A 23,796-nucleotide genomic window follows, 5' to 3' on the forward strand; every position below is an offset into this window, starting at 1 on the left:
AACTAATTAAGTGCTTTAATGGCAGACATTGCTGTCGCACGGGTTTGAGCATCAAGCTGTAATATATCGTCAATACTCGCTAAGCGCGTCTGTTGTACCAGTTCTAAACAGCGAGCATTTACATTGGCAATATCAGTGAAGCGCATCTGGCCTTTTAAAAACGCATCAACAGCGACTTCATTCGCTGCGTTCAGCACAGTAGTGGCTTCTTGCCCTTGCTCGCAAGCCTGCATCGCTAAGCGTAAACAGGGAAAACGGTCAAAGTCAGGTTCACAAAAGCTTAATTGTCCGACTTTGAAAAAATCCAAAGGTTCAACGCCAGCGTCAATTCTTTGCGGATAGCTCATACAATGAGCAATCGGCGTACGCATATCGGGGTTGCCCATTTGCGCAATAACTGAGCCATCTCGGTATTGCACCATAGAATGAATGAGACTTTGAGGATGAATCACCACTTTCAGTTGCTCAGCTTGAGTATTAAACAACCAGCGAGCTTCAATAAACTCTAAGCCTTTGTTCATCATAGTGGCGGAATCTACAGAGATTTTAGGGCCCATAGACCAGTTGGGGTGATTACACGCCTGAGTCGGCGTCATCGCACTTAACGTGGTTAAATCGGTGTTTAGAAATGGCCCACCGGAACCTGTTAATAAAATATGAGCAATACCTGAAGCGGCTAAATCACAGTAACCTAATTGGGCTTGAACTTGTGTGGGTAAACACTGGAAAATCGCATTGTGTTCGCTGTCGACAGGTAACACAATTGCGCCCGATGTTTTTGCCGTGTGCATAAATAACTCACCCGACATCACTAAGGCTTCTTTGTTGGCTAACAACACCCTTTTGCCAGCTTTAACGGCATCAAATGTTGGCACTAAACCCGCCGCACCAACAATGGCCGCCATCACGGTATCGGTTCGACTGTCGGTCACTAAGGCGTTTAACGCCTCAGCACCGGTTGTCACTTGAGTAATACAGTTGCTCGGCAATAACGACTTAAGCTCCATAGCGGCGCGCTCATCGACCATGTGAGCATATTCAGGTTGATGACTGATACAAAGAGCCAGCATGTTATGCACGCTGGTATTAGCCACTAATCCATACACATGAAAATCAGCAGGATTATTTGCCACCACACTTAAGGTGCTTGCACCAATTGAGCCTGTCGCCCCTAAAATCACCATATTTTGCATTGGCATCACATCCACATAGCTATGTAGATAAACGTAAATACAGGTAATGCAGCCGTTAGACTGTCGATGCGATCTAAAATCCCACCGTGTCCGGGTAAAATGGTGCCAGAGTCTTTAATATTGGCTGCACGTTTAAACATACTTTCAGACAAGTCACCAAATGCAGATGCAAGTGCTGTAATTAAGGTAACCACAACAAGTAAACCCAGTTCTTGCTCTGGGGCAACATACATAATACCCGCGACCACAACCATAGTGGTCACCAAGCCACCAACTAAACCCTCAAGGGTTTTAGCAGGACTGACACTTGGCATTAATTTACGCTTACCTAACTTACGGCCAGCGAAATAAGCTCCAGTATCGGTAGCCCACACCACTAACATGACGATAAACACTAAAGCACCGCCATAATACGGATGCACATTGCTGCTTAACGATTTGAGGGCAATCAATGAAGCAAAGCACGGAATAAGCGTTAACTGACCAAACATGGATTTCAGCATTGGGCTGTCTTTCCATATTTTGGCGCTTTTGGGGAAACTGAACACCAATGCACTGCTCACTATCCACCAAAATACTCCAATGGTGATGATGGCGAGGTACATAGGGTGTAATTGCCCTTTAAACCACAACACATCAATTGGTACCGCCAAATTAAGCGCGATAAGTAATAAGCCCAGTGTTGCAGTAAAAGACCACTGCGTAACGTTACAGCTTGGGTCAATAAAACTGCCCCACTCTTTTGCTGCAATTAAAAACACTGGGACTAACACCCAAGCAAAAATATTTGCTGGGAGTAAAAATATTGCCCCGAGTACAATTGGGATTAACCACAATGCTGTTATTATTCGTTGTTTTAGCAAAAACTAATCCTCTTAATATTTATATTGCGCGTATCTCTTCAATTTGACTCCCGGTCAAACCAAAACGGCGCTGCCGACTGGCAAAAATGGCAATAGCATCGCGAAATGCTCGCTCATCAAAATCAGGCCATAAGGTGTCAGTAAACACCAATTCGGCATAAGCGGCCTGCCATAAAACAAAATTACTAATGCGGTAATCACCGCCAGTACGGATCATTAAATCAACTTCGCTCTGATTTTGCATGCACAAATGTTCATTTAAGGCCTCTTCGGTCATCTGACTGCTGCTGATTTCACCACTTTCCACTTTTTCGGCTAATTTCTGTGCAGCTTGTAAGATATCCCAACGGCCACCATAGTTCGCCGCCACATTTAATATCAATCCAGTATTGTTGGTGGTTTTCTCTTGGGCTGCGGCAATTTGTTTCTGCAAACGAGTCGAGAAGCGACTCGTGTCACCAATAATATTGAGCCTAACTTGGTTTTTGTCGAGCAATTTTAATTCACGATGTAACACGGTAAAAAACAGTTCCATCAACAAACTGACTTCTTTATCTGGTCGGCGCCAATTTTCACTGGAGAAGGCAAACAAGGTTAATGATTCAATACCCAGTTGACTTGCTGTGCTAACTGCACGGCGCACCGCTTTAACACCTGCTTTGTGACCAAAAACCCGAGCTTTACCCTGCAGTTGCGCCCAGCGGCCATTACCATCCATAATAATCGCAACATGCTTGGGCAGAGATTGTTTTACTACATCAGATAATTGTCCCGGCAAAACTTGCGAAGTCATATGCTCCGAATCGGCTTTAGGGTCTGATCCAAACTCAACTGTAGACGACATCTACGACAATCCTTTATAAAAACAAACGCCGTGTAGTATACCCTTACACGGCGTGTTAACTCTAGCGTCTAAATTGACAGATTATACTTCCATCAACTCTTTTTCTTTCGCTGCTAAGATCTGATCAATATTTTTGATTGATGCATCAGTATGCTTTTGCACCTCATCTTCACTACGACGTACATCATCTTCTGTGCATTCTTTGGCTTTTTCAAGCTTCTTAACTTCACTAATTGCATCACGACGAACGTTACGAATCGCAATTCGGCCATTTTCAGCTTCGTTACGTACCACTTTGATGAAGTCTTTACGACGTTCTTCAGTTAACGAAGGTAATGGAATACGCAAAGTAGCACCCGCTGTCATTGGGTTTAAGCCCAAGTCAGAGCTCATAATAGCTTTCTCTACCGCTTGAACCATAGTTCTATCGAACACACTAACCGTTAAGGTACGAGAATCTTCTACGCCTACGTTTGCCACTTGCTTAAGCGGTGACATAGAGCCGTAACAAGACACTTGGATAGAATCTAATAAACTTGGGTGTGCGCGACCGGTGCGAACTTTCGCCATTTGATTTTTAGTCGCATCTACACATTTACCCATGCGCTCTTGCGCATCTAACATAATAGTATCAATCACAATAGTTTCCTTTTTGTCACAAATTCACGTGTGTTTGAGCATTAGCCTAAGAATGACACATGCAATAAAACCGCTCAAACAGTTAAATGATATAATGTAAATATTTTCTGTGTCTGTGATTAAGCAGATTGTTTACTGCTAATAATCGTACCTTCTCTCTCACCCATAATCACGCGGCGAAGTGCTCCTGGCTTATTCATATTGAATACCAGAATAGGCATATTATGATCACGAGCCATAGTAAATGCAGCAAGATCCATTACTTTAAATTCTGATTCAAGAACTTCAGCATAACTAAGTGCGTCATATTTAACCGCTTCAGGGTCTTTCATTGGGTCAGCAGAGTATACACCATCGACTTTAGTGCCTTTTAATACCACTTCAGCTTCAATCTCAATACCACGTAAACAGGCTGCCGAATCAGTTGTACAAAAAGGATTACCCGTACCCGCAGCAAAAATCACTACTCGGCCAGACTTTAATAAACTAATTGCTTCTGTCCAGGTGTAATCATCACACACACCTTTAAGCGGGATAGCAGACATAAGACGAGCATTAACATATGCACGGTGCAAGGCATCACGCATGGCTAAGCCATTCATTACGGTTGCTAACATACCCATGTGATCGCCCACCACGCGGTTCATACCAGCTTTTGCTAAGCCTTCACCACGAAACAGATTACCACCACCAATAACCACGCCAACTTGGATACCAAGTTCAACAAGCTCTTTCACTTCTTGAGCCATACGATCAAGTACTTTAGGGTCAATGCCGAAGCCTTCTTCACCCATTAATGCTTCACCGCTTAATTTAAGCAGAATGCGTCTAAACGCTGGTTTTGGATTGGTGCTCATAATTTTCATCCTGATCATAACAAAACCGCAGCGGTTGCTGCGGTCTTAGGGTATTTAGATAAAAGCGATTACGCTTTTTTAGTAGCAGCAATTTGCGCAGCTACTTCAGCAGCAAAATCTTCTGCCTTCTTCTCGATACCTTCACCAACTTCTAAACGTACGAAGTTAGTTACTGTTGCGCCTTTAGATTTCAGTACTTCGCCAACAGTTTTCTTTGGTTCCATGATGAAAGCTTGACCAGTAAGAGAGATCTCACCAGTGAACTTCTTCATACGACCAACAACCATCTTCTCAGCGATGTCAGCAGGCTTGCCTTCATTCATCGCGATTTCGATTTGAAGTGCTTGCTCTCTTTCTACAAGTTCAGCAGGAACATCTTCAGGGTTGACGAAATCTGGCTTAGAAGCAGCAACATGCATTGCGATATGCTTCAATGTTTCTTCATCAGCTTCACCGGCTACAACAACACCAATGCGCTCACCGTGGCGGTAAGAAGCTAGGTTTGCACCGTCGATGTACTCAACGCGACGAACGTTGATGTTTTCGCCGATTTTAGTCACTAGAGCAACACGAGTTTCTTCAAACTGTGTTTTTAACTCTTCAATAGTCACTTTAGATGCAGCAGCAACGTCTAACACTGCGTTAGCAAATGCTAAGAAGTTTGAATCTTTTGCAACGAAGTCAGTTTGGCAGTTAACTTCTAATAGTGCAGCGAAACCTTCGCCATTCTTGATTAGAATTGTACCGTCAGCAGCGATGTTACCTGCTTTTTTAGCAGCCTTCGCAGCGCCGCTTTTACGCATGTTATCAATCGCTAGTTCGATGTCACCGTCAGTTTCAGTCAGTGCATTCTTACAGTCCATCATGCCAGCGCCAGTGCGGTCACGAAGTTCTTTAACTTGGGCAGCAGTAATCGCCATTGTTAAATCCTCTAATTTAATTCGTCTAATATTGCATTTATAAAACAGGGGCCAATAGGCCCCTGTTCACCAATTATCTTATTGGCAAATAAGGGGGATGCTAAGCATCACGCCTTATTAAACAGCTTCTACGAAACCGTCTTGCTCTGCTTGAACAGCTAAATCTTGACCACGGCCAGCGTTAGCAGCTGCAGCAACAGAAGAAGTGTACAAACGGATAGCACGCATAGCGTCATCGTTACCAGGAACGATATAGTTAACACCGTCTGGTGCAGAGTTGGTATCAACAACTGCAACAACTGGGATACCTAGGTTGTTAGCTTCTTTAATAGCAATATGCTCATGGTCAGCACCGATAACGAATAATACGTCAGGTAAACCGCCCATGTTTTTAATTCCGCCTAAAGACTTTTCTAATTTGTCTAATTCGCGTGAACGCATTAACGCTTCTTTCTTAGTTAACTTGTCGAAAGTACCGTCTACAGACTGGCTTTCTAGCTCTTTAAGACGCTTGATTGACTGACGAACAGTTTTCCAGTTGGTTAACATGCCGCCTAACCAACGGTGATCAACATAGTACTGATCACAAGAAAGTGCAGATGCTTTGATGGCTTCGCCAGCAGCGCGCTTAGTACCTACGAATAATACTTTACCTTTCTTAGAAGCAATGTTGCTAATGAAAGCTAGAGCTTCGTTGAACATTGGTACTGTATGCTCAAGGTTAATGATGTGTACGCCATTACGAGCACCGAAGATGAAAGGCTTCATCTTTGGGTTCCAGTAACGAGTTTGGTGACCGAAGTGAACACCAGCTTGTAGCATTTCGCGCATTGTAACAGTAGTCATTGTATATACCTTAATGTAAGGGGTTAGACCTCCACGCATCCCATGTTTTCGACTTTCTAACTTCCGTTAAGAATGAGAAAGCACCCCGAAAAATGTGTCGATACGTGTGTGATTTAGTATTTAAGTTAATTGCCATGTATAATAGCCGCCATATTTTACGATTTGCCGAACATGATGTACATCTCGCTTAAAAAGCGTCGATTGACATTATATTTACTCGAACCGTACAACAACGAACTTACACATAACGGCGCGCTTTATACCATAAACGGCAAGTAAATACAAATTTTTGCCGTAAAATCCTTGGATAAAACATGCCTATTTTGACCGTCAAAAGATAGAGAGTTTTCATGAGTATAGTGATCAAAAATGCAGACGAAATAGAAAAAATGCGCGCAGCGGGTAAATTAGCAGCGCAAGTCTTAGAAATAGTCGCTCCATATGTTAAGGCTGGAGTCACCACAAATGAATTAAATGACATTTGTGCTAAATATACCGAAGAGCAAGGTGCTATCTCTGCACCACTGAATTATCACGGATTTCCAAAGTCTATTTGTACCTCGGTAAACGAAGTCGTCTGCCACGGTATTCCTTCTGACTACGTGTTAAAAGAAGGCGACATGATTAACCTCGATATTACGGTTATTAAAGACGGTTATCATGGTGATACCTCTAAAATGTTTCTGATTGGTGAAGTGTCAGCAAAAGACAAACGTTTAAGCCGCATTGCCCAAGAAAGCTTATATTTAGCCATTCGCAAAGTGCGTCCTGGGTTAAAATTAGGCGAAATTGGCACGACTATCGAAAAATTCATCAAAACAAGTAAAACAGGGCTTGATAAGTATTCCATCGTGCAAGATTATTGTGGTCATGGTATTGGCACTGGATTCCACGAAGAGCCTCAAGTTGTTCATTATAAAAATAATGATAAAACCGTGCTAAGACCAGGGATGTGCTTTACGATTGAACCGATGATCAATGCGGGTCGTCATACCACCGTATTGAATAAAAGTGATAATTGGACCGTCACCACCTCAGATAGTAAAAATTCGGCACAGTGGGAACACACACTTTTAGTGACCCAAACTGGCGTAGAAGTGTTAACTTTGCGTGAAGAAGAAGACTTTCCTCGTATTATTAATCACTAAAAATTAAAAGAGTAAGGACATCAATGAATACTGCGCTGGCCGCCAAAAACACATTAATTGACCTAAACCAGCGCTTAGTTGAGCAGTACACTGCAAAACACCCAATTGCTGATATTGTTAAACACCGTAGTCAATTTGTTGATGCTTTACTCATACAAACTTGGCAAGATTTTGGCCTCAATAATGGCCACATTGCCTTGGTTGCTGTTGGCGGTTATGGTCGCGGCGAGCTGCACCCTCATTCAGACGTAGACTTACTGTTTTTGGTCGACGATGAACCATTGTCGCCAGAAACTGAAACTCTGCTGAGTCAATTTATTACCTACCTTTGGGATACAGGGCTTGAAATAGGCCACAGTGTTCGCACCATAGCGCAAACCATTGAACAAGGTAAGTCAGACATCACCATTGCCACGAATCTGATTGAAGCCAGATTGCTTACCGGCAATGAATTTCTGTTTGACGTATTATATGACGCCATTCGTCAACAAGACTTTTGGCCCTCATATGACTTTTATAACGCCAAAAAAGACGAACAATCGGCACGCCACAGCAAAGCCAGTGCCTTTGATTTAGAACCTAACATCAAAACTTGCCCTGGCGGATTACGCGATATTCAGACCATAGCCTGGGTCGCGATGCGCCACTTTGACGCGGCGACATTAGAAGAACTGGTCGAATACGATTTTTTGTCACCGGCAGAGTTAGCCGAACTCATTGAGTGCCAAAATTTTCTGTGGGAAATTCGCTTTGCCCTGCACATCACAGCTAATCGCAACGAAAACCGCCTACTATTTGACTTGCAACGCCAAATAGCCAGTTTATTAGGTTACGAAGATGCCACTCAGTTAGCAGTTGAGCAAATGATGAAACGCTACTATCGCACGGTGCGCCGCGTGATGGAGCTCAATCAAATGCTGTTGCAATTGTTTAAACGCGCGACTTTGGGCCATACAAAAGCGCTTGAGATACAGCCTATTAGCGATGTTTACCAACGTCGCGGGCGTTACATCGAAGTATTGGATGATGATTTATTTAGTCTCCACAACGAAGAGATATTACGCTTATTTCTGTTGGTGGCTAAAAACTCTAATATTCAAGAAATCTACGCGCCCACTCTCAGGTTATTACGCAATGCCCGTAGAGCGTTAACGACACCGTTACAAGAGAACCCTGCCTGTCGTAAAGTGTTTATGGAGATCTTAAAACATCCTCGCGGCATAGCGGCATTTTCATTAATGCATCGACACGGCATTTTATCGTCTTACCTACCTGCTTGGCGCAAAATTGAAGGCCAGATGCAGTTTGATTTATTTCATGCCTATACCGTTGATGAGCACACCCACAGATTACTGCTCAATATTGAACGTTTCTCACAAGCAGAACAAAAAGATGAATTCCCACTGGGCGCCATCTTAATTAATCAATTGCCGAAAAAAGGCTTATTGGTGCTCGGGGCCATTTTTCATGATATCGCCAAAGGCCGCGGCGGTGATCACAGTAAACTGGGCTCCAAAGATGCAATCGATTTTTGCAAATTGCATGGCATGAATGATCACGACGGACGTTTGGTGGCATGGTTAGTTGAAAATCATCTGGTAATGTCGATCACTGCGCAACGAAGAGATATTTCAGATCCAGAGGTCATAGCACTGTTTGCTGAAAAAGTTCGCGATGCCGCGCATTTAAGTTATTTGTACTGCCTTACCGTTGCCGACATTTGCGCCACCAATGAAAAAACATGGAATAATTGGAAAGGATCATTGCTGCGGGATTTGTATTTTGCCACCCAACGGGTATTAGCTCGGGGCAAAGAAAAACCTATCGACGTAAAAGCGCGAGTACAAGAGATCCAAGCCAAAGCGAAAAAAGAACTGATCCGCCGCGGGTTGAAAGAAAAAGACATGGATACGCTGTGGTCACGGTTTAAGTCGGAGTATTTTTTACGTCATCAACCAACCCAAGTTGCTTGGCATGCAGAAGCGATTTTAAAACATCATCACGATGATCCATTAGTGTTAATGTCAAAACATACTACTCGTGGTGGCACTGAACTGTTCGTCTACAGTAAAGATAAACCAAAACTTTTTGCTACTGTAATGACCGTTTTAGACAATAAAAACATCAATGTTCATGACGCCAACATCATGACATCAAAAGATAATTATGCACTCGACACCTTTGTTATTTTAGAACAAGATGGCGAACCTATTGTGCAATTATCTCGCATTCAAAGTATCCGCAAGGCGCTCGAAAAAGCCCTGGCCAGTGAAAACCCTAAATTACCAAAATTTAGAAAATTAGCGCGGATCATGAAACCTTTTAATGTTGCGACTCATGTGAGTTTCTTACCCAGTGCCCGTCATGGTACAAGTATGATGGAATTAATTACCTTAGATACGCCAGGTCTGCTGGCCAAAGTCGGTGATACCTTTTATCGTTGTAACGTTACACTGTTAGCGGCAAAAATTACCACTATCGGTGAACGTGCAGAAGACTTCTTTATTTTACAAAACCAAAATGCGACAGCCCTAGATGAGCAACAGCAGCAACAATTATCTGATGCGCTTACACTGGCGCTAAAATCATCTAACTAATTTTTTTAACCTTAATTTTTACGCTACTAATCATTTAATACCGGGAGAAAACAATGGAGGCTTTACGCCAACGCATTGAAGCAGCATTCGAAACACGTCAAGACATCTCACCTTCAAGTGTTGAACCTAGTGTTCGCGCCGATGTGGAGACAGTGATCAGTATGCTCGATAAAGGCCAAGCACGTGTTGCAGAGAAAATTGATGGCGAATGGCATGTGCATCAATGGCTTAAAAAAGCGGTGCTACTGTCTTTCCGCATTTTTGATAATGGCGTGATTGAAGGCGGCGACACTAAGTATTTCGACAAAGTCCCACAAAAATTTGCCGATTATGATCAAGCTCGTTTTCAAGCTGAAGGTATTCGCGTTGTGCCACCAGCCACCGTTCGTAAAGGGTCATTTATCGGTAAAAATACTGTATTAATGCCATCTTACGTTAACTTAGGTGCCTATGTTGATGAAGGCACTATGGTTGATACATGGGCAACGGTAGGTTCGTGTGCGCAGATAGGTAAGAACGTTCATCTATCAGGTGGTGTGGGTATTGGTGGTGTATTAGAACCATTACAAGCCGGACCAACCATTATTGAAGATAACTGCTTTATTGGTGCTCGCAGCGAAATCGTTGAGGGTGTGGTGGTTGAAGAAGGCAGTGTGATTTCGATGGGCGTTTACATTGGCCAAAGCACACGGATTTTCGACCGTGAAACCGGTGAAGTACATTATGGTCGAGTGCCAGCAGGTTCGGTTGTAGTATCAGGTAATTTACCATCAGCTTGCGGCACATACAGTTTATATGCAGCCATTATTGTTAAAAAAGTCGATGCTAAAACCCGTGGTAAAGTGGGTATTAATGAACTATTACGTATCGTTGATTAATCTTGCTCAACAGCGATAAATAGATAAAAGGCTCCTAGGAGCCTTTTTTATTGCGTTGATAATATTTACTGAACAAATTCACTTAACCAGTCAAATTGACAAAAAGCATCGACTCACATCAATAACCTAGATTAATTAAATCTGTAATAAGCTAGTACATTGGCTTATTAGGCATTAACCAATAATGCATTAGCTAATATTTTCCAGGTGAGCATACCGATAACCTGATGCTTGTCATTGTGAACAATCAAATAGTTTGCATTGGTTGTTTCCATCATGAGTTTGGCATCATTCAAAATCGTATTGTCAGATATCATATCGACCTTATGCACCATTACCTGATGCACACGCTTATTAAGCAGGCTTCTATCCACTGCGCGCTCTGCTGCGGTATCTAAAAAAGGGCTGTGCCAAAATGCCAAGGTATTGTTATCGATGACACCAATGGGCGTACGATGTTGTTCTGACAGTACCACAGCCACATCCATTTTAGCCTTTTTCATCATCGCTTCTGCATGCTCAAGAGTATGGTACTCCTCAAGAAATACAACCGGAGCTAATAGCAAACCGCTCACGACTCCCGCGTCTTTAAAGTCTTTACTCGCTAAAATATCCAGACATGCATCAACAACAACCTCATCGTATATTTTACCTCTGCCCTTTAGTAAATCTTGGGTTAGCACTGCCATGCCAAGGGCGGGACGATAAGGTCGATGGCTAAGTATTGATTCGGCAACGTCGGCTACGGCAATGATCTTAGCCTCAAGTATAATATCATCAGCTTTTAATCCTTTAGGGTAACCAGAGCCATCTAAACGTTCATGATGCTGGAGGATCATTTGTTTGATCGGCCATGGAAAATCGACTTCACTAACTATCAGCGCCCCTTGCTCGGGATGCTGTTTAACCAAGCCAAATTCAGCATCACTCAGTTTTGATGTTTTAGACAGGATCTGACTAGGGATGGCCAATTTACCAATATCATGGATCAATGAGCCCAGTTTAAGTCCTTCTAAACGATCTGGAGGTAAACTCATTTTCTCACCAATAAGATAACTTAATTGTGCCACTGACTTTTGATGCCCTGCGGTGTAAGCATCTTTAAGCTCTAGCGCCTCGGAAATAGCCCCTATAAGTTGGACTAAAATCGAGGTCATCTTTTCTTTTTGGATTTTAATGATGCTCGATTGCCGAGAGACGGCCTTCATGGTGCGAGGTAATTCGATACAGTGCCATAAAATTGTAGCAAAAATACTCAAGGATTTTGCATCAACTTGGGTATAGGTGGTGTCCCGATTACCCACCCCAATAATACCGACTAATTTTTTGCGATAATGAATAGGGACGCATAAATGGTTTTTAAAGGCAAAAAAGCCATCTTCTTGGGTGTTATTTTTAGACAACACAGTTAAATCATTATGAATAACGGGTTTGCCAGTACGAATGGTTTCGGCCCAAATACCAGAATTGGCTTTATACTCTTGGCCCTTGGAGAGGGTAAAATAATCAGCTACCGCTTCATTCCACGCAGTGCTAACGATTTGATTCTTTTTTTCATCAAATTTGTGTAAGTAACCCACTTTAGATTGGGTTAACGACAAGCCTTGGTTTATCGCAGTGGTAAATACCAAATCAGGACGAGCATTAATGACTTCTTCTATTTGATTAAGCCAATCATCACTTGAAAGTATCGCTTGATGATAATCAGGATGGAGCTGTGACAACCACGCTTTGTCTAACTCGATTACAATCACCGTTATACACCAATGCTGATCACTTTCTTCTATAGGAGTCATGGTAGCTTGAAGTGCATTACCTTTATCATCAACAAAATTGATAACATGATGGATATGGCGATTGTTAAAATCGATGTTGTCTAATGTAAGAGCGGAAAAGGCATGCGAAAGCGGTTGTTTTAAAATAGCCGCTATAGGTTTATTGACTAATTTATACAATGGCTCACTCAGCTTAATTAACTCAAGCCTGTCATTAAAAATACCCCAACACAGTTTGGCTGTTTTAGGCAATTCAGATGGTTTTAAGAATAAGTCAGCTTTGTGTAGCATGGTGGGCCCTATTTAATATTTTCAATCGGCATAGGAAGTGGTTTAACTTAGCGAGGTCAAGGATCTCAATATTTCTCCCTAAAATTGACCTTACGCTATGACGCATATTGTTTAAATAGCGTATCGTCCTTCAACACCAAATAGATACAATAGCGACAGGAATTACGACAGCATACCATTGATAATATTAAACAATCCTAACGATTATCTTTGACTAGTTCAAAGCGTGTTACTCGCTTAAACTAAATAACTGCAACATCCATATTCCGCAATGTACGACTAACACTCAAGTAAGGCTGCACTGCTTATATAACGCCTTACTTGGGCGATTTTTTATAGTATATGACCGATAAATAACGACGTTAAAAGACTACCGTTTTATTACCGTACACCACAACTTGTTCATTTAATACTAATTGTAGTGCTTTGCTTAATACGCTTTTTTCAACATCACGACCGTTATGTGCTAACTCTTCAGCACTGTAACTATGATCAACTGAAATCACATCTTGTTTGATAATCGGCCCTTCATCTAAAAGATTATTCACAAAGTGTGCTGTTGCACCAATAATTTTGACGCCGCGATCCCAAGCCTGCTTGTACGGAGATGCTCCAATAAAAGCCGGCAAAAATGAATGATGAATGTTAATAATCTTATCTGGAAATGCTGACACAAATTCAGGCGTTAACACTCGCATATATTTAGCCAACACTAAAAAGTCAGTCTCATAAGGCTGAATTACCGCCAACATCGCCTGCTCATGTTCCTGACGATTTAACCCTTCATGGCTAACATAATGAAATGGAATATCAAATTTTTCAGTCAATGGCTGCAGCACATCATAATTCCCCACTACAGCAGCAATCTCAACGTCTAAGCCGCCATAATAGGATTTCATCAAAATATCGCCTAAACAATGGGCTTCTTTTGTCACCATGATCACGATACGTTTTTTACCCATATCGACCAATTTCATCCGATTCTGGGTAGGCAATACCGCGCGTAACTCACTTAATAGCCGTTCATCATCAAACTGACCTTCAAGTTCTGCGCGCATAAAAAAGCGCCCTTGTGTGTGGTCTACAAATTCGGTGTTTTTAATAATGTTTAATTGATGAGCGAAACATACACTGGTAATTTTGGCAATCAAACCTTGGGCATCGGCACAATCGGTTATCAGCACTTTTCGCTGTAAAACTGGTGGGTTAATAATGGTATGATCTTGTTGGCTCACGCGTACAACTCCTCTTTAAATACTGTTCAACAGTGTGCCATTTAAAAAGATTTTTGGGTGAGGTTTTTAGTGATAAATTTTCATAAAATGAAAATTATCTACTTTTTTAATCCCATGTTCTAAAAAATGGCCGCCAAATTAAGCCAAAATTCAACACAACTACATATAACGGCTATCATTAGCGTCGAGAATCTAAATATTTTTGCAGTAATTTACGCAGTGTTTCCGCCTTAGTCCCATAGACAACTTGAACACCTTTACCCATTACCACCACGCCTTTAGCGCCCAAGCGCATCAGTCTGGCTTTATCAATTAAATGCGCTTGGTTAACACTAATACGTAAGCGGGTTAAACAAGCGTTAATTTCAACTATATTATCGCGCCCACCTAATGCCGAAATCATCGCTCTTAAGCTCTCTTTGGGTTTTGCGGGTATATCGCTTTGTTCTATTCGCCCTGGGGTTTTTAAGTTAAATGCTAAAATGCTGGCCCTAAAAATAGCGTAATAGATCACAGCAGTAAGCGGACCTAATACCAAAATCCAATGAGTATTGGCAGAGCGAGAAAACAATAACGTAAAATCCACCAATCCATGAGAAAACACAATACTGTGATGAATGTCGAGCAAAATACACACGCTATAGGCAATACCAGTGAGTAATGCATGGACAATAAATAAGATAGGCGCAACAAACATAAAGGCAAATTCAATCGGCTCTGTCACCCCAGTTAGCCAGCTGGCCGTAGCAGCGGATAACATAATACCTGCCACTCTGTTGCGCTCAGCTTTATCAGCACAACGCCAGATAGCTAATGCGGCGGCAGGTAAGCCCCACATTTTTATCAAATAGCCGCCTGCGAGATTTCCAGCTAATGGGTCACCAGCGAGATAGCGAGCCACCTCACCTCGTACAACTGTTCCTTGGTTAATGTATTGGCCTATTTCAAGATAAAATGGCGCATTCCAAATATGATGTAACCCAAGCGGAATTAATAAACGTTCAACCGTACCGTAGACCCCAAAAGCAATGGCAGGATCTTGATACACGGACCAATCAGAAAGATGTTCGATAACACGAGATAACGGTGGCCATACATGGATTAAAAGATAAGCCAACGCCATAGAGAGAGGAATAACAATGATGGGCGCACTGCGGCGACCTTCAAAAAAGGAAAAAATAGCTGGTAATTTAACATGATGACTAATGTTTACCGCTAAACAAGTGATCGCACCAACTAACATACCGCCAGCGATGCCAGTATCAATGGTTTGCATCCCCCACAATGGCCGCGAAACCAAGCCATAAATATCTGTGAGGGCCCCCATGGTAGATAAAAACACCCCAAAACCAAAGACTGCAGAAAAAGCAGCAATACCTTGATCACGGCAAAATCCAATGGCTACTGCGACGCTAAACAACAATGGCATCATGGTAAACACTAAGTTACCGACTGCAGACAAGACAGTATTTAATTCTGTTGGGATAAATGGCAGCGGATTAAACGTCAACCCTAACATCACCCCCGCAGCGGGTAAAATAGCAATTGGAATCAGCAGAGCTTGACTAAGACGCTGGGCAAATTTAAACCATTGTTGCGTAATAAAACTTACGCTACGTTTACCGATATAACGGTGCTGTGCCAAGTGGCTATCCATGTTTTAGCTTCTATTTCGGGTTCCATCGTCTCACAGGCATCGATCTCTAACCGTTCGGTCAGGGGTTTTGCACCTAATTCAGTAAATAATTCATCAAATTTTTTTATCGCACCACAATAGGTTTCGTAGCTTGAATCACCTAATCCAATAAGGCTGTATTGCAATGAGGGCAGATACGGTGCATTGGATTTAAGTTCATTAAACCAAGGCGCAATATCTTCAGGTAAATCACCTTGCCCAGTAGTGGACGATACGACTACTAGTAGCTCATTCTGTGGTGGCACAAAACCTAATAATTCATTAGGTTGCCAAAGTTTAGCGGTAAAACCTAATTTTGCAATCTCCTTAGTCACTGTTTCAGCAGTAAATTGTGCACTACCATAAACGGTACCAAAAACAATATTGACCATTTTCATGGTATACTTTCCCCTTAAATTAAATACTATGTAAAATACCTTGAGTGTTAATGACTTACCTTACTGTATTCTTTTAGTCTCTCGCAAGTGTCTTTATGCTGCTAAGGTTAAATCAATAGGGTCAAAGCAGGTTGGCTCAAAGTGAAATAACGCCACAATGGAATCTAGACCATGCGACAAGTGAGCCGAAAGCGAAAACTCAAACTCCAGCATAAATCTGCCCACATACGCCGTAATTACTATTTTCATATTGAACAACAAAATCATAAGCTTATTCCCCCTATTGCTGAGTTCGAAAAGCTCAAAAAAGCGATTGCTGATCACATAGAATAAATCAGCGTCTTACGGTGTTAACTGAGTAACATACTTGGCATAGATGATAATTGATCATCATCCCAGCCAAATGCAGCGAAAATATCTAGCCATTCTGCTTCTAACTCAGTTTCTATATGCATCGGTTGCTGTGTCACCGGATGGGTAAACTGCAAACTTTTTGCTATCAACCATAAACGATTAATACCGAAATGCTCACGAAAAAACTTATTTTGTTTACCATCACCATGGGTAGTATCACCAATGATGGGATGACGTAAATGCGCCATATGACGGCGTAATTGATGCTTACGCCCAGTATGAGGACTTAATCTTACTAATCCGAAACGGCTAGAAGGATAACGACCTGAGCTAAAGGGTATTTCAGCATTCAATAGTGGTTGGTAATCCGTTACCGCTTGTTGTGCTGCTTTATTGGGATCGACATGCTTGTCCCCCAAATCATCAAATTCTTGTTTCAGGGCATAATCTAACCTGCCAGACTCGTGCATATTGCCACGAATAATGGCTAAGTATTGCTTCTTAATACTGTGATCGGCAAATTGCTCACATAATGCCCGAGCCACCTCACTCGATTTAGCAAACAGCAATACGCCAGATGTCGGACGGTCTAAGCGATGCACTGGAAACACATGACAACCGACTAAATCACGGGTCATCTGCATCGCAAAAAAACGCTCTCTTCGAGCTAAATAACTGCGATGAACTAACAAACCTGCGGGTTTATGTATTGCAACAATATGCTCGTCTTCAAATAATATCTCGACATGAGGAGGCTGTACGTCGTCTAAGTCAGTGTCTTCAGCACTATAATTCATGTCATCAGAGCTTATTTGCCCAAATAAATCATCATTATCCAATGAGTATTCAGCATCGTTATCTTTTGTCATCTTTATCACTTTACTTATTTTGTATTGGGCTAGGCCTATTGGGTCAAGCTTTGTTGGCATAGGGTATATAGGATTAATGTGGCTGACGTTTATTGTTCGCTTAGCGCTGGCTGAGCAATATATCAAATTGCCGAAACTGGGCAATCATCACCTCACCATGGGGCTTACTTTGCCATACGTGCTCAGCCATAGGGGCTAACGCCATATTGCTTGGCAAAGGATGTCGTTGTACAACAAGCTCGGTCATCTTTGGAATAAAAATAAACTGCAACCATTGCTCAAATGCCATTACATCACAGCAAAATGGTGCCGTACTGGTCATTGCTGATACAGGAGGTAAAATATCAGACCACAGCTGAAACTCCTTAAGCAATTGTTCTAATTTAATTAAATGATTTTGGCTGGTTAAATAAAGCATAAAAGTGAACGACAACATCAAGGCTAAGTCGGAATATGATATCATTTAGCGCATTGAATACCCATCCAACATATGTGATTTAGTGACAACACCCATGACCGAGATAACTACCCTAAGCCAGTTTCTGACGACCGCAAATACTCAATTCCAAATATACGATTTAGGTCGCCGAGTGCAACATATCGATATGTTAGCCTTTCAGCAAATTGACTCTTTATTGGCGCCGTATCCTTATCCCATTCAAGGCCATGCGCAGTTTGCAATCGTATTTTGGCAACAAGCACAATTACCCTATATCTGGTTTGTAAAATTACCTTTAGATGAGCAAGGTTTATTATCACCTGCGCCGCGAACTCAGTTTATTAAAATGATTTTAGAGGCCTTGGGTCGTAACCCAACCCAAGCATTAACTGATGAACAGCAAGAGCAATTAGCCAATCATCCATTTAGCTTTAAGCCAAATCAACATAAACTGGCATTATTTAATGCCTTAGTAAGGCTTCAGCTTAATCAACCGGCATCGAGTCAATACGAATTTGCCGCACAGTATTTGTCTGGACAAGCGGCGCATGACACATGGCCACAACTGGGTGTTCAAGGTTTAGCAGATCTTTGCGTTCGCGCACACCAATTTAACCATCTTGATGACATAATCAACGCCCTTGATAATGCTCCTATTGAAGTAAAAGCTGCACTTTGCCAAAGTTTGGAGCACATTAATCTTGATAAGCGCCTTGCTGAACACTTGTTTAGTCAATTACAACAAGCTGAAGATCATCTAAAGGTCATGTATTTAGCGGCATTAGCGTCCAATGTGCACTACAGCATGGCAGCGATTAATCAGTTAAATGACCAGCAAGCTCTGGATGAAAACACCTTAATCACCATTGCGGCTCGTAACTGGTTAGCCCTAAAAGATGATGACACTCGTAAACACTATTTAGAAGCACTTGCAAAGCAGCCGCAGCACTTCTTTAATCAAGTATTTGCTGATATCGTGGCAATACCCAGCTTGCGTCCGGGATTATTAGCTGACTTAAGGCATCCAGACAGAAGCATTCAACTAGCGACCGCTATCGGCGGATTATTTAGGGCAACCAGCCTATGATGAGTGATTTTTTAATATTTGTTGCTTTAATTGTTGTTGGCGCTTTTTTTTGGCAATTAAGACAAATGGCCGAACTTAGCCGAACTGTCGTAGAGCAGTCGTGTAAAAAACAGAACGTACAATTGCTCGCCATTGCAATGGAATCGGCTCGTCCGAGTATTGGTGGCACGACAGGCATTTGTTGGAAAGCAACTTTTATGTTCGAATTTAGCACCGACGGTTTAAACCAATATCGTGGACACATCATGATGCATGGTAATCGTGCGACTAAGATTGAATGGCCTATTTTCCCGGAGCCAGAATGGATGGATGCCCCTATGGCCAGTGGTAAATTTGGCGGATGCGGCAGCAGTAAAAGTTGCGATTCAGGCAAATGCCATTAATGAGGTTAACTTGACGCTATTTTGCACTCTTGAGCAAAATAGCGTTTTATTGTTGTTCAATGCCCGAGAACTAAACATTACTGTTCATCTATTTGTTAATAGCATTGCTCTTACCTGCATTAAGCTTGAGGTTTGTTAATCATTTTATAATCGTGATAAGTCACCGTTTGGATACTATCAAGCGATTTAAAAATTGCCGCCGTTCCTTCGATGGTGGTTGATGTATGTTCTGGCATCGCTAAACCTTCGAACACAGCAAACCCTAATTCTAATTCAAATTTTGTCAAAGTGACTGAAAATGCCGGATTCAGATCATCGGTATTACTGATCAGAATTTTTTTCAGCTGTTTGGATGCTTTATCTAAATAAAGCATTCCAGTAAGAGCAGCATTATCAAGTTCTTCAATATTAGGAACAAATTTAAACGCTACACTCGTTTCATCTTCAGCCACCAAAACAAGTGTGGTTAAATCAATAAGATCAGAAAATGCTAACTCATGGCTGTTCTCATCTTTATCCTCTTTAAGATCTTGTTGATGTTGCTGATATTTGTCTGTGCGCTTTTTATCAGGTTTTTCACCATTTTCAGACACCAAGGTCCATCGCTGCATTTCAGGCTGTGACGCATCAAATCGTTCAACTCGTGTTAAGTCAGGCATAACAGTATGCTGAACATATTGCCAACGTACATTTGCATCATCTGTGTTATGGTTAATCTCACTTAATGCCTGCTCAACCCATTGCAACTCCTCAGGAGTCACCTCGGCATTAGCTTTGTAACACGTAAAAGCAATACTGATCACTAAAGCCAACGTAAACACATTCATACTATTCCCTCTTATACTAAACTCACATCAACTGTTTACAATTTGACAACATTACCAAGATAAGTTCCGATTATAGCGAAAAAAACACAAAAGAAAGGCCGCGACATTAACTGCCGCGGCCTCTTGATCTCTTGTTAAGCTTTCCAGCTATAAATGTGCTCCCTGCACCATCCATGCGTATCGCTTGCTTCCTGCTATGTCCTTGTTCAATCCTTGATGTTCCTTGTACAATTAAGTACTTTCCATCTTACTCGATTATCCTTTTACCGAGCCTGCTCCATCCTGAGCGTGTCCTTATATCATCCATGAAATTCTTAACATATCCTGTCGCAAATCATTTGCGTAGCATCTTGCATCCACTGCACATTATCATCCTGATAATGTTATAAAACCTGCTTAATCCGCTAGTGCGTCCATTGAGCAAGATTAGCGTTTCATCCTGAAACTTAATATCGTCCGTTATGTCCGTTATGTCCGTTATGTCCGTATAGTCATAGTCTTCCTAGACCTATTTACTACCTTGTAATGTCCCCTTCCTAGGTACGAGATAAATAATAGTTCATTTACCTCAACCTAAACAGGTACCTCTAAATGATTAAAATATCCCGCGGATAATGAAAAATAAACTTTATAACAAAATCATAAGCTTAGATTTAAAAAAGAAATAATCACCATTAATTAGGTGATTCATCTCACATGCTTTGTGAGATATATCTCACAAAAATGCAAGCTAAAAAGGTAAACATCAGGTTAACGTTTAACACTAATCAAACATTTATTCTGAGTAAATAGCACGAATACTCGCCTCAACTCGCTTTTATGGTCATTTTACCCAAATAGCATCATTTCAGGACTCGCAGATATTACCCGAATAGTTCTATACATAAATGACCACATTGACACTGGTTCATGCCAATTTATGAGCAATATTAGCCAATCCCAATAGATAGGTTTTAAGCATGAGTGGATTAAACCTAAATTTTAACATCCTATTTAGATTTTGCTTATATGGGCTGTTTGTATGTTGAACGGTGACAGTTTTACTACCTAAATAATCTTTAAGCCCAATGACATCATTCTCCCCCGAGTAAATTGATACTCACTATCAATTTTTATTTTTTGTGTATAGCAAGGCCTAAACGACCATACGGCCTGCTCCTCATAATGGCACAGCGTGTCATATGTAAAGGACAAAAAGCGGTTCTAATCAGCCTAAAACGCTAAAAAAGTACGCTCATCTACGACAAGCAAGCTATCAATTTAATTGATAGCTTGCTTAAAAAAGTCTCAATATTATTTATGCGATTTATTGTGTAATTTAAATTTGCACTAACGACACAATAAACACATTCAAGGAGTTATCGATGTACATAGCATATTTAAGTCCACCTCGATTTGGAGTCCGTAACACATTACGGAAGACATCATGAGGGAGGATCACGCCCCAGAGGCGAACCCATACTTATTAACAGCCAAGCAAAGAAACCATCTCGGCGTGGTAGATGAACATATTGTAATCAGCCCTTTTGAAAAGGCTGCGGAATATGGACACGCTAAAGTCACTAAGCACTTTGGGCAATCATTTGGTCTATCTGTATTTGCAGGCGCCTTCATTGCTCTGGCATTTGTATTTTATCTTACGGTAACGACTGGTTCATCAGCGGATTCATGGGGCTTAGTCAGATTTAGTGGTGGTATCGCTTTTAGCTTAGGACTCATTCTCGTAGTTGTTCTGGGTGGAGAACTGTTTACCAGCACGGTATTGAGTGCGATTGCTTGGGCACAAAAACGGGTCTCGACCAAACAATTACTGGGCTGTTGGACGCGCGTCTATTTAGGCAACCTATGTGGCGCGATGTTGATACTGCTACTGGTAATGATGTCAAAAATGTACGCAATGGACAGTAATCAATGGGGACTTAATGCACTGCATGTTTCACAACACAAGATCCACCATGATTGGAGCCAGGCTTTTGCTCTTGGGATACTGTGTAATTTGTTAGTTTGCCTAGGTGTGTGGATGACCTTTAGCTGCAAAGATGCTTTAGCTAAATCGTTACTGCTCATATTACCAGTTGCTATGTTCGTCTCCAGCGGTTTTGAACATAGCATTGCCAACTTATTCATGGTGCCACTGGGTATTGCCATTCAACACTTTGCTGGAAATGAATACTTCAGTGCATTGGGAGTAATGCGACAAACTTTTGCAGACCTTACCTTAAGTAACTTCCTATTTAACAACCTTATTCCGGTAACGCTGGGCAATATCGTCGGTGGTGCTGTGTTTGTGGGTCTTGGTTATTACTGGATAGATAATACCGCGATGAAAGTCCCTGGCGAAGCTGCATCACGACACATTAGCACCATCACAAAAACTCCGATGCAAATTTCAAAAAAGTACCAAGATTCAAGTATTGCTCAACAAACTCAATATCAACCAAGTCAAGAGGACTTAGCCATGAAAAATAAAATCCAAAAACTTATTGTCAGTGAACTAATGGACACTAAACCGACCACTCTTTCAGTTGATACAAGTATTTATCAAGCGCTTACCCTGCTAGCAAAAAATAATGTCCGCAGTGCACCTGTGATCGATAAAGATAATCAGCTATTAGGCTTTATATCAGAGCAAGATCTTATGCGCTCACTTTGGTCTGAGGAGTTTGCATCTACATTGCCTATTTCAGTCAAAGATATCATGCAAACTAAAATGCTCACTGTCGCACCAACAGAGAAAATTGTTCAATTGCTAGAGTTTATGGTGGTTGATAAAAACAAACTATTCCCTGTGACAGATTCAGGTATGTACATTAGCGGTGGCTATCAAAGCTATGAAGAACGTCTGCGTGATGCATCTGCAACAGTACCAAGTACTTATCCAGTTGTTGAAAACGGTCGTTTATGTGGGGTTATTCGTCGTGAAACCTTCATGCAAATGTTCGCTAAGCTTTATAGTCCAGAGCACGATGGCATTACCCATCCGGTTGAACAGCAATCAGTAGCATAATCCCGAGGACACAATGCCGATGCAAATACTGATTTCATAGTCAACTCACAAACACTTTCCTTAAGTTGATATCACCAGGAACAAGTTAACAATATCGTTAACTTGTTCCTATATAAGATTGACTCTCTTGGTTTATGCGCAGGGTAATGCTGTCTATAACAGTGCGAAACAGTTTGTCAGCCGATTAAGCTTATTATTCATCAACAACATCGATAAACCATATTGATTGTCATTTATACAACCAAGGCTGACAAATTCATCACACTAGATTATTCACCAAAGTGAAGCTAGCGTTATATTTCTTTTCACATTCAAGTCCCATTAAACAAACATTCGTATTGAGAGCTTTTGAGATATAGAGCGTTACAACGAGCCTTCCATGAACCAAGCAATAAAGCTAACTTTACTCGTAGTCGCAGATTTTTTATATACACTCGTTAACTGATTGCGTACGGTTTTATCTGAAGCGTTTCTAAAATTAGCGATTTCCTTAGCGCTATATCCCTTGAGAGTAAACAAAGCAATGTCAGACTCGCTATCAGTTAACCCCCATCTAGAAAATTGTTTTACTATTTCCTCGCCAAAATGTCGCTTGGCACTTATCAATTCTTTCGATGCCTGCATTGAGTAAATGATCGCTTGATCACGCTCTTTGAGCAACTGTGCGTTTC

Annotated in this window: 21 protein-coding genes; 6 read left to right on the forward strand and 15 right to left on the reverse strand. The window is 41.5% G+C overall.

Annotation, left to right across the window (positions count from 1 at the left end):
• Positions 1 to 2 precede the first annotated feature (2 nt).
• From ispC to rpsB, 7 genes are all read right to left on the reverse strand, one after another.
• Positions 3 to 1,193: a 1-deoxy-D-xylulose-5-phosphate reductoisomerase gene (gene ispC, locus H5185_RS07615; RefSeq protein WP_124017026.1), complete on the reverse strand. Its 1,191-nt coding sequence runs from the start codon at positions 1,191 to 1,193 to the stop codon at positions 3 to 5.
• A gap of 5 nt (positions 1,194 to 1,198) precedes the next feature.
• Entirely contained in the window at positions 1,199 to 2,056 is an 858-nt protein-coding gene (locus H5185_RS07620) for a phosphatidate cytidylyltransferase (protein ID WP_124016991.1), read from the reverse strand.
• 19 nt (positions 2,057 to 2,075) lie between these two features.
• The gene (gene uppS, locus H5185_RS07625; RefSeq protein WP_124016990.1) at positions 2,076 to 2,900 is read right to left on the reverse strand and encodes a polyprenyl diphosphate synthase; all 825 of its coding nucleotides are present in this window, start codon (positions 2,898 to 2,900) and stop codon (positions 2,076 to 2,078) included.
• An 81-nt stretch (positions 2,901 to 2,981) separates the two neighbouring features.
• Positions 2,982 to 3,524, reverse strand: coding sequence for a ribosome recycling factor (gene frr, locus H5185_RS07630; protein ID WP_220487623.1), 543 nt, complete (start codon positions 3,522 to 3,524; stop codon positions 2,982 to 2,984).
• 134 nt (positions 3,525 to 3,658) lie between these two features.
• Positions 3,659 to 4,396, reverse strand: a complete 738-nt coding sequence (pyrH, locus tag H5185_RS07635) for a UMP kinase (protein ID WP_124016988.1) — start codon at positions 4,394 to 4,396, stop codon at positions 3,659 to 3,661.
• A gap of 68 nt (positions 4,397 to 4,464) precedes the next feature.
• Complete coding sequence (tsf, locus tag H5185_RS07640; protein ID WP_124016987.1) at positions 4,465 to 5,316, reverse strand: translation elongation factor Ts; 852 nt, start codon at positions 5,314 to 5,316, stop codon at positions 4,465 to 4,467.
• 117 nt (positions 5,317 to 5,433) lie between these two features.
• The gene (gene rpsB, locus H5185_RS07645) at positions 5,434 to 6,162 is read right to left on the reverse strand and encodes a 30S ribosomal protein S2 (protein ID WP_124016986.1); all 729 of its coding nucleotides are present in this window, start codon (positions 6,160 to 6,162) and stop codon (positions 5,434 to 5,436) included.
• Positions 6,163 to 6,512: 350 nt separating this feature from the next.
• Here rpsB and map point away from each other — a divergent pair, with 350 nt between their 5' ends.
• From map to dapD, 3 genes are read left to right on the forward strand one after another with little or no spacing between them, the layout of a single operon-like run.
• Positions 6,513 to 7,310: a type I methionyl aminopeptidase gene (gene map / locus H5185_RS07650; RefSeq protein WP_124016985.1), complete on the forward strand. Its 798-nt coding sequence runs from the start codon at positions 6,513 to 6,515 to the stop codon at positions 7,308 to 7,310.
• A gap of 23 nt (positions 7,311 to 7,333) precedes the next feature.
• Positions 7,334 to 9,907, forward strand: coding sequence for a bifunctional uridylyltransferase/uridylyl-removing protein GlnD (gene glnD, locus H5185_RS07655; RefSeq protein ID WP_182741744.1), 2,574 nt, complete (start codon positions 7,334 to 7,336; stop codon positions 9,905 to 9,907).
• Between the two features lie 53 nt (positions 9,908 to 9,960).
• A complete protein-coding gene (gene dapD, locus H5185_RS07660; protein WP_124016983.1) occupies positions 9,961 to 10,785 on the forward strand; it encodes a 2,3,4,5-tetrahydropyridine-2,6-dicarboxylate N-succinyltransferase in 825 nt (274 codons plus the stop codon).
• 167 nt (positions 10,786 to 10,952) lie between these two features.
• On the opposite strand, the gene H5185_RS07665 is transcribed toward dapD, so the two are convergent.
• From H5185_RS07665 to H5185_RS07690, 6 genes are all read right to left on the reverse strand, one after another.
• The gene (locus tag H5185_RS07665) at positions 10,953 to 12,851 is read right to left on the reverse strand and encodes an HD domain-containing phosphohydrolase (protein WP_182741745.1); all 1,899 of its coding nucleotides are present in this window, start codon (positions 12,849 to 12,851) and stop codon (positions 10,953 to 10,955) included.
• 362 nt (positions 12,852 to 13,213) lie between these two features.
• Entirely contained in the window at positions 13,214 to 14,086 is an 873-nt protein-coding gene (gene purU / locus H5185_RS07670) for a formyltetrahydrofolate deformylase (protein ID WP_124016981.1), read from the reverse strand.
• 178 nt (positions 14,087 to 14,264) lie between these two features.
• Positions 14,265 to 15,743 carry a PTS transporter subunit EIIC gene (locus tag H5185_RS07675; protein WP_124016980.1) on the reverse strand — a complete coding sequence of 493 codons (1,479 nt, stop codon included), beginning with the start codon at positions 15,741 to 15,743 and terminating at the stop codon, positions 14,265 to 14,267.
• A complete protein-coding gene (locus tag H5185_RS07680; RefSeq protein ID WP_182741746.1) occupies positions 15,695 to 16,159 on the reverse strand; it encodes a flavodoxin in 465 nt (154 codons plus the stop codon). The genes H5185_RS07675 and H5185_RS07680 overlap by 49 nt, the downstream gene beginning before the upstream one ends.
• Positions 16,160 to 16,509: 350 nt before the next feature.
• On the reverse strand, positions 16,510 to 17,310 hold the full coding sequence (gene truC / locus H5185_RS07685) for a tRNA pseudouridine(65) synthase TruC (RefSeq protein WP_404716461.1): 801 nt from the start codon (positions 17,308 to 17,310) through the stop codon (positions 16,510 to 16,512).
• Between the two features lie 172 nt (positions 17,311 to 17,482).
• Positions 17,483 to 17,845, reverse strand: a complete 363-nt coding sequence (locus H5185_RS07690; protein ID WP_182741747.1) for a YqcC family protein — start codon at positions 17,843 to 17,845, stop codon at positions 17,483 to 17,485.
• Positions 17,846 to 17,894: 49 nt separating this feature from the next.
• Between H5185_RS07690 and H5185_RS07695 the strand changes: the two genes are divergently transcribed.
• Together H5185_RS07695 and H5185_RS07700 are read left to right on the forward strand one after the other, a co-directional pair.
• A complete protein-coding gene (locus tag H5185_RS07695; RefSeq protein ID WP_182698042.1) occupies positions 17,895 to 18,908 on the forward strand; it encodes a DUF3549 family protein in 1,014 nt (337 codons plus the stop codon).
• Positions 18,905 to 19,291 carry a DUF3301 domain-containing protein gene (locus tag H5185_RS07700; RefSeq protein ID WP_124016976.1) on the forward strand — a complete coding sequence of 129 codons (387 nt, stop codon included), beginning with the start codon at positions 18,905 to 18,907 and terminating at the stop codon, positions 19,289 to 19,291. The genes H5185_RS07695 and H5185_RS07700 overlap by 4 nt, the downstream gene beginning before the upstream one ends.
• A gap of 119 nt (positions 19,292 to 19,410) precedes the next feature.
• Here H5185_RS07700 and H5185_RS07705 read toward each other — a convergent pair whose 3' ends face one another.
• Entirely contained in the window at positions 19,411 to 20,118 is a 708-nt protein-coding gene (locus H5185_RS07705) for a hypothetical protein (protein ID WP_124016975.1), read from the reverse strand.
• A gap of 1,426 nt (positions 20,119 to 21,544) precedes the next feature.
• Here H5185_RS07705 and focA point away from each other — a divergent pair.
• The gene (gene focA / locus H5185_RS07710; protein ID WP_182741748.1) at positions 21,545 to 23,125 is read left to right on the forward strand and encodes a formate transporter FocA; all 1,581 of its coding nucleotides are present in this window, start codon (positions 21,545 to 21,547) and stop codon (positions 23,123 to 23,125) included.
• 363 nt (positions 23,126 to 23,488) lie between these two features.
• On the opposite strand, the gene H5185_RS07715 is transcribed toward focA, so the two are convergent.
• A partial coding sequence (locus H5185_RS07715) for a LuxR C-terminal-related transcriptional regulator (protein WP_220494426.1) occupies positions 23,489 to 23,796 on the reverse strand: 308 nt, incomplete at its 5' end.

It is taken from the genome of Shewanella sp. SG44-6, from assembly GCF_014164185.1.
In the GTDB taxonomy this organism is placed as follows: Bacteria; Pseudomonadota; Gammaproteobacteria; order Enterobacterales; family Shewanellaceae; genus Shewanella; species Shewanella vesiculosa.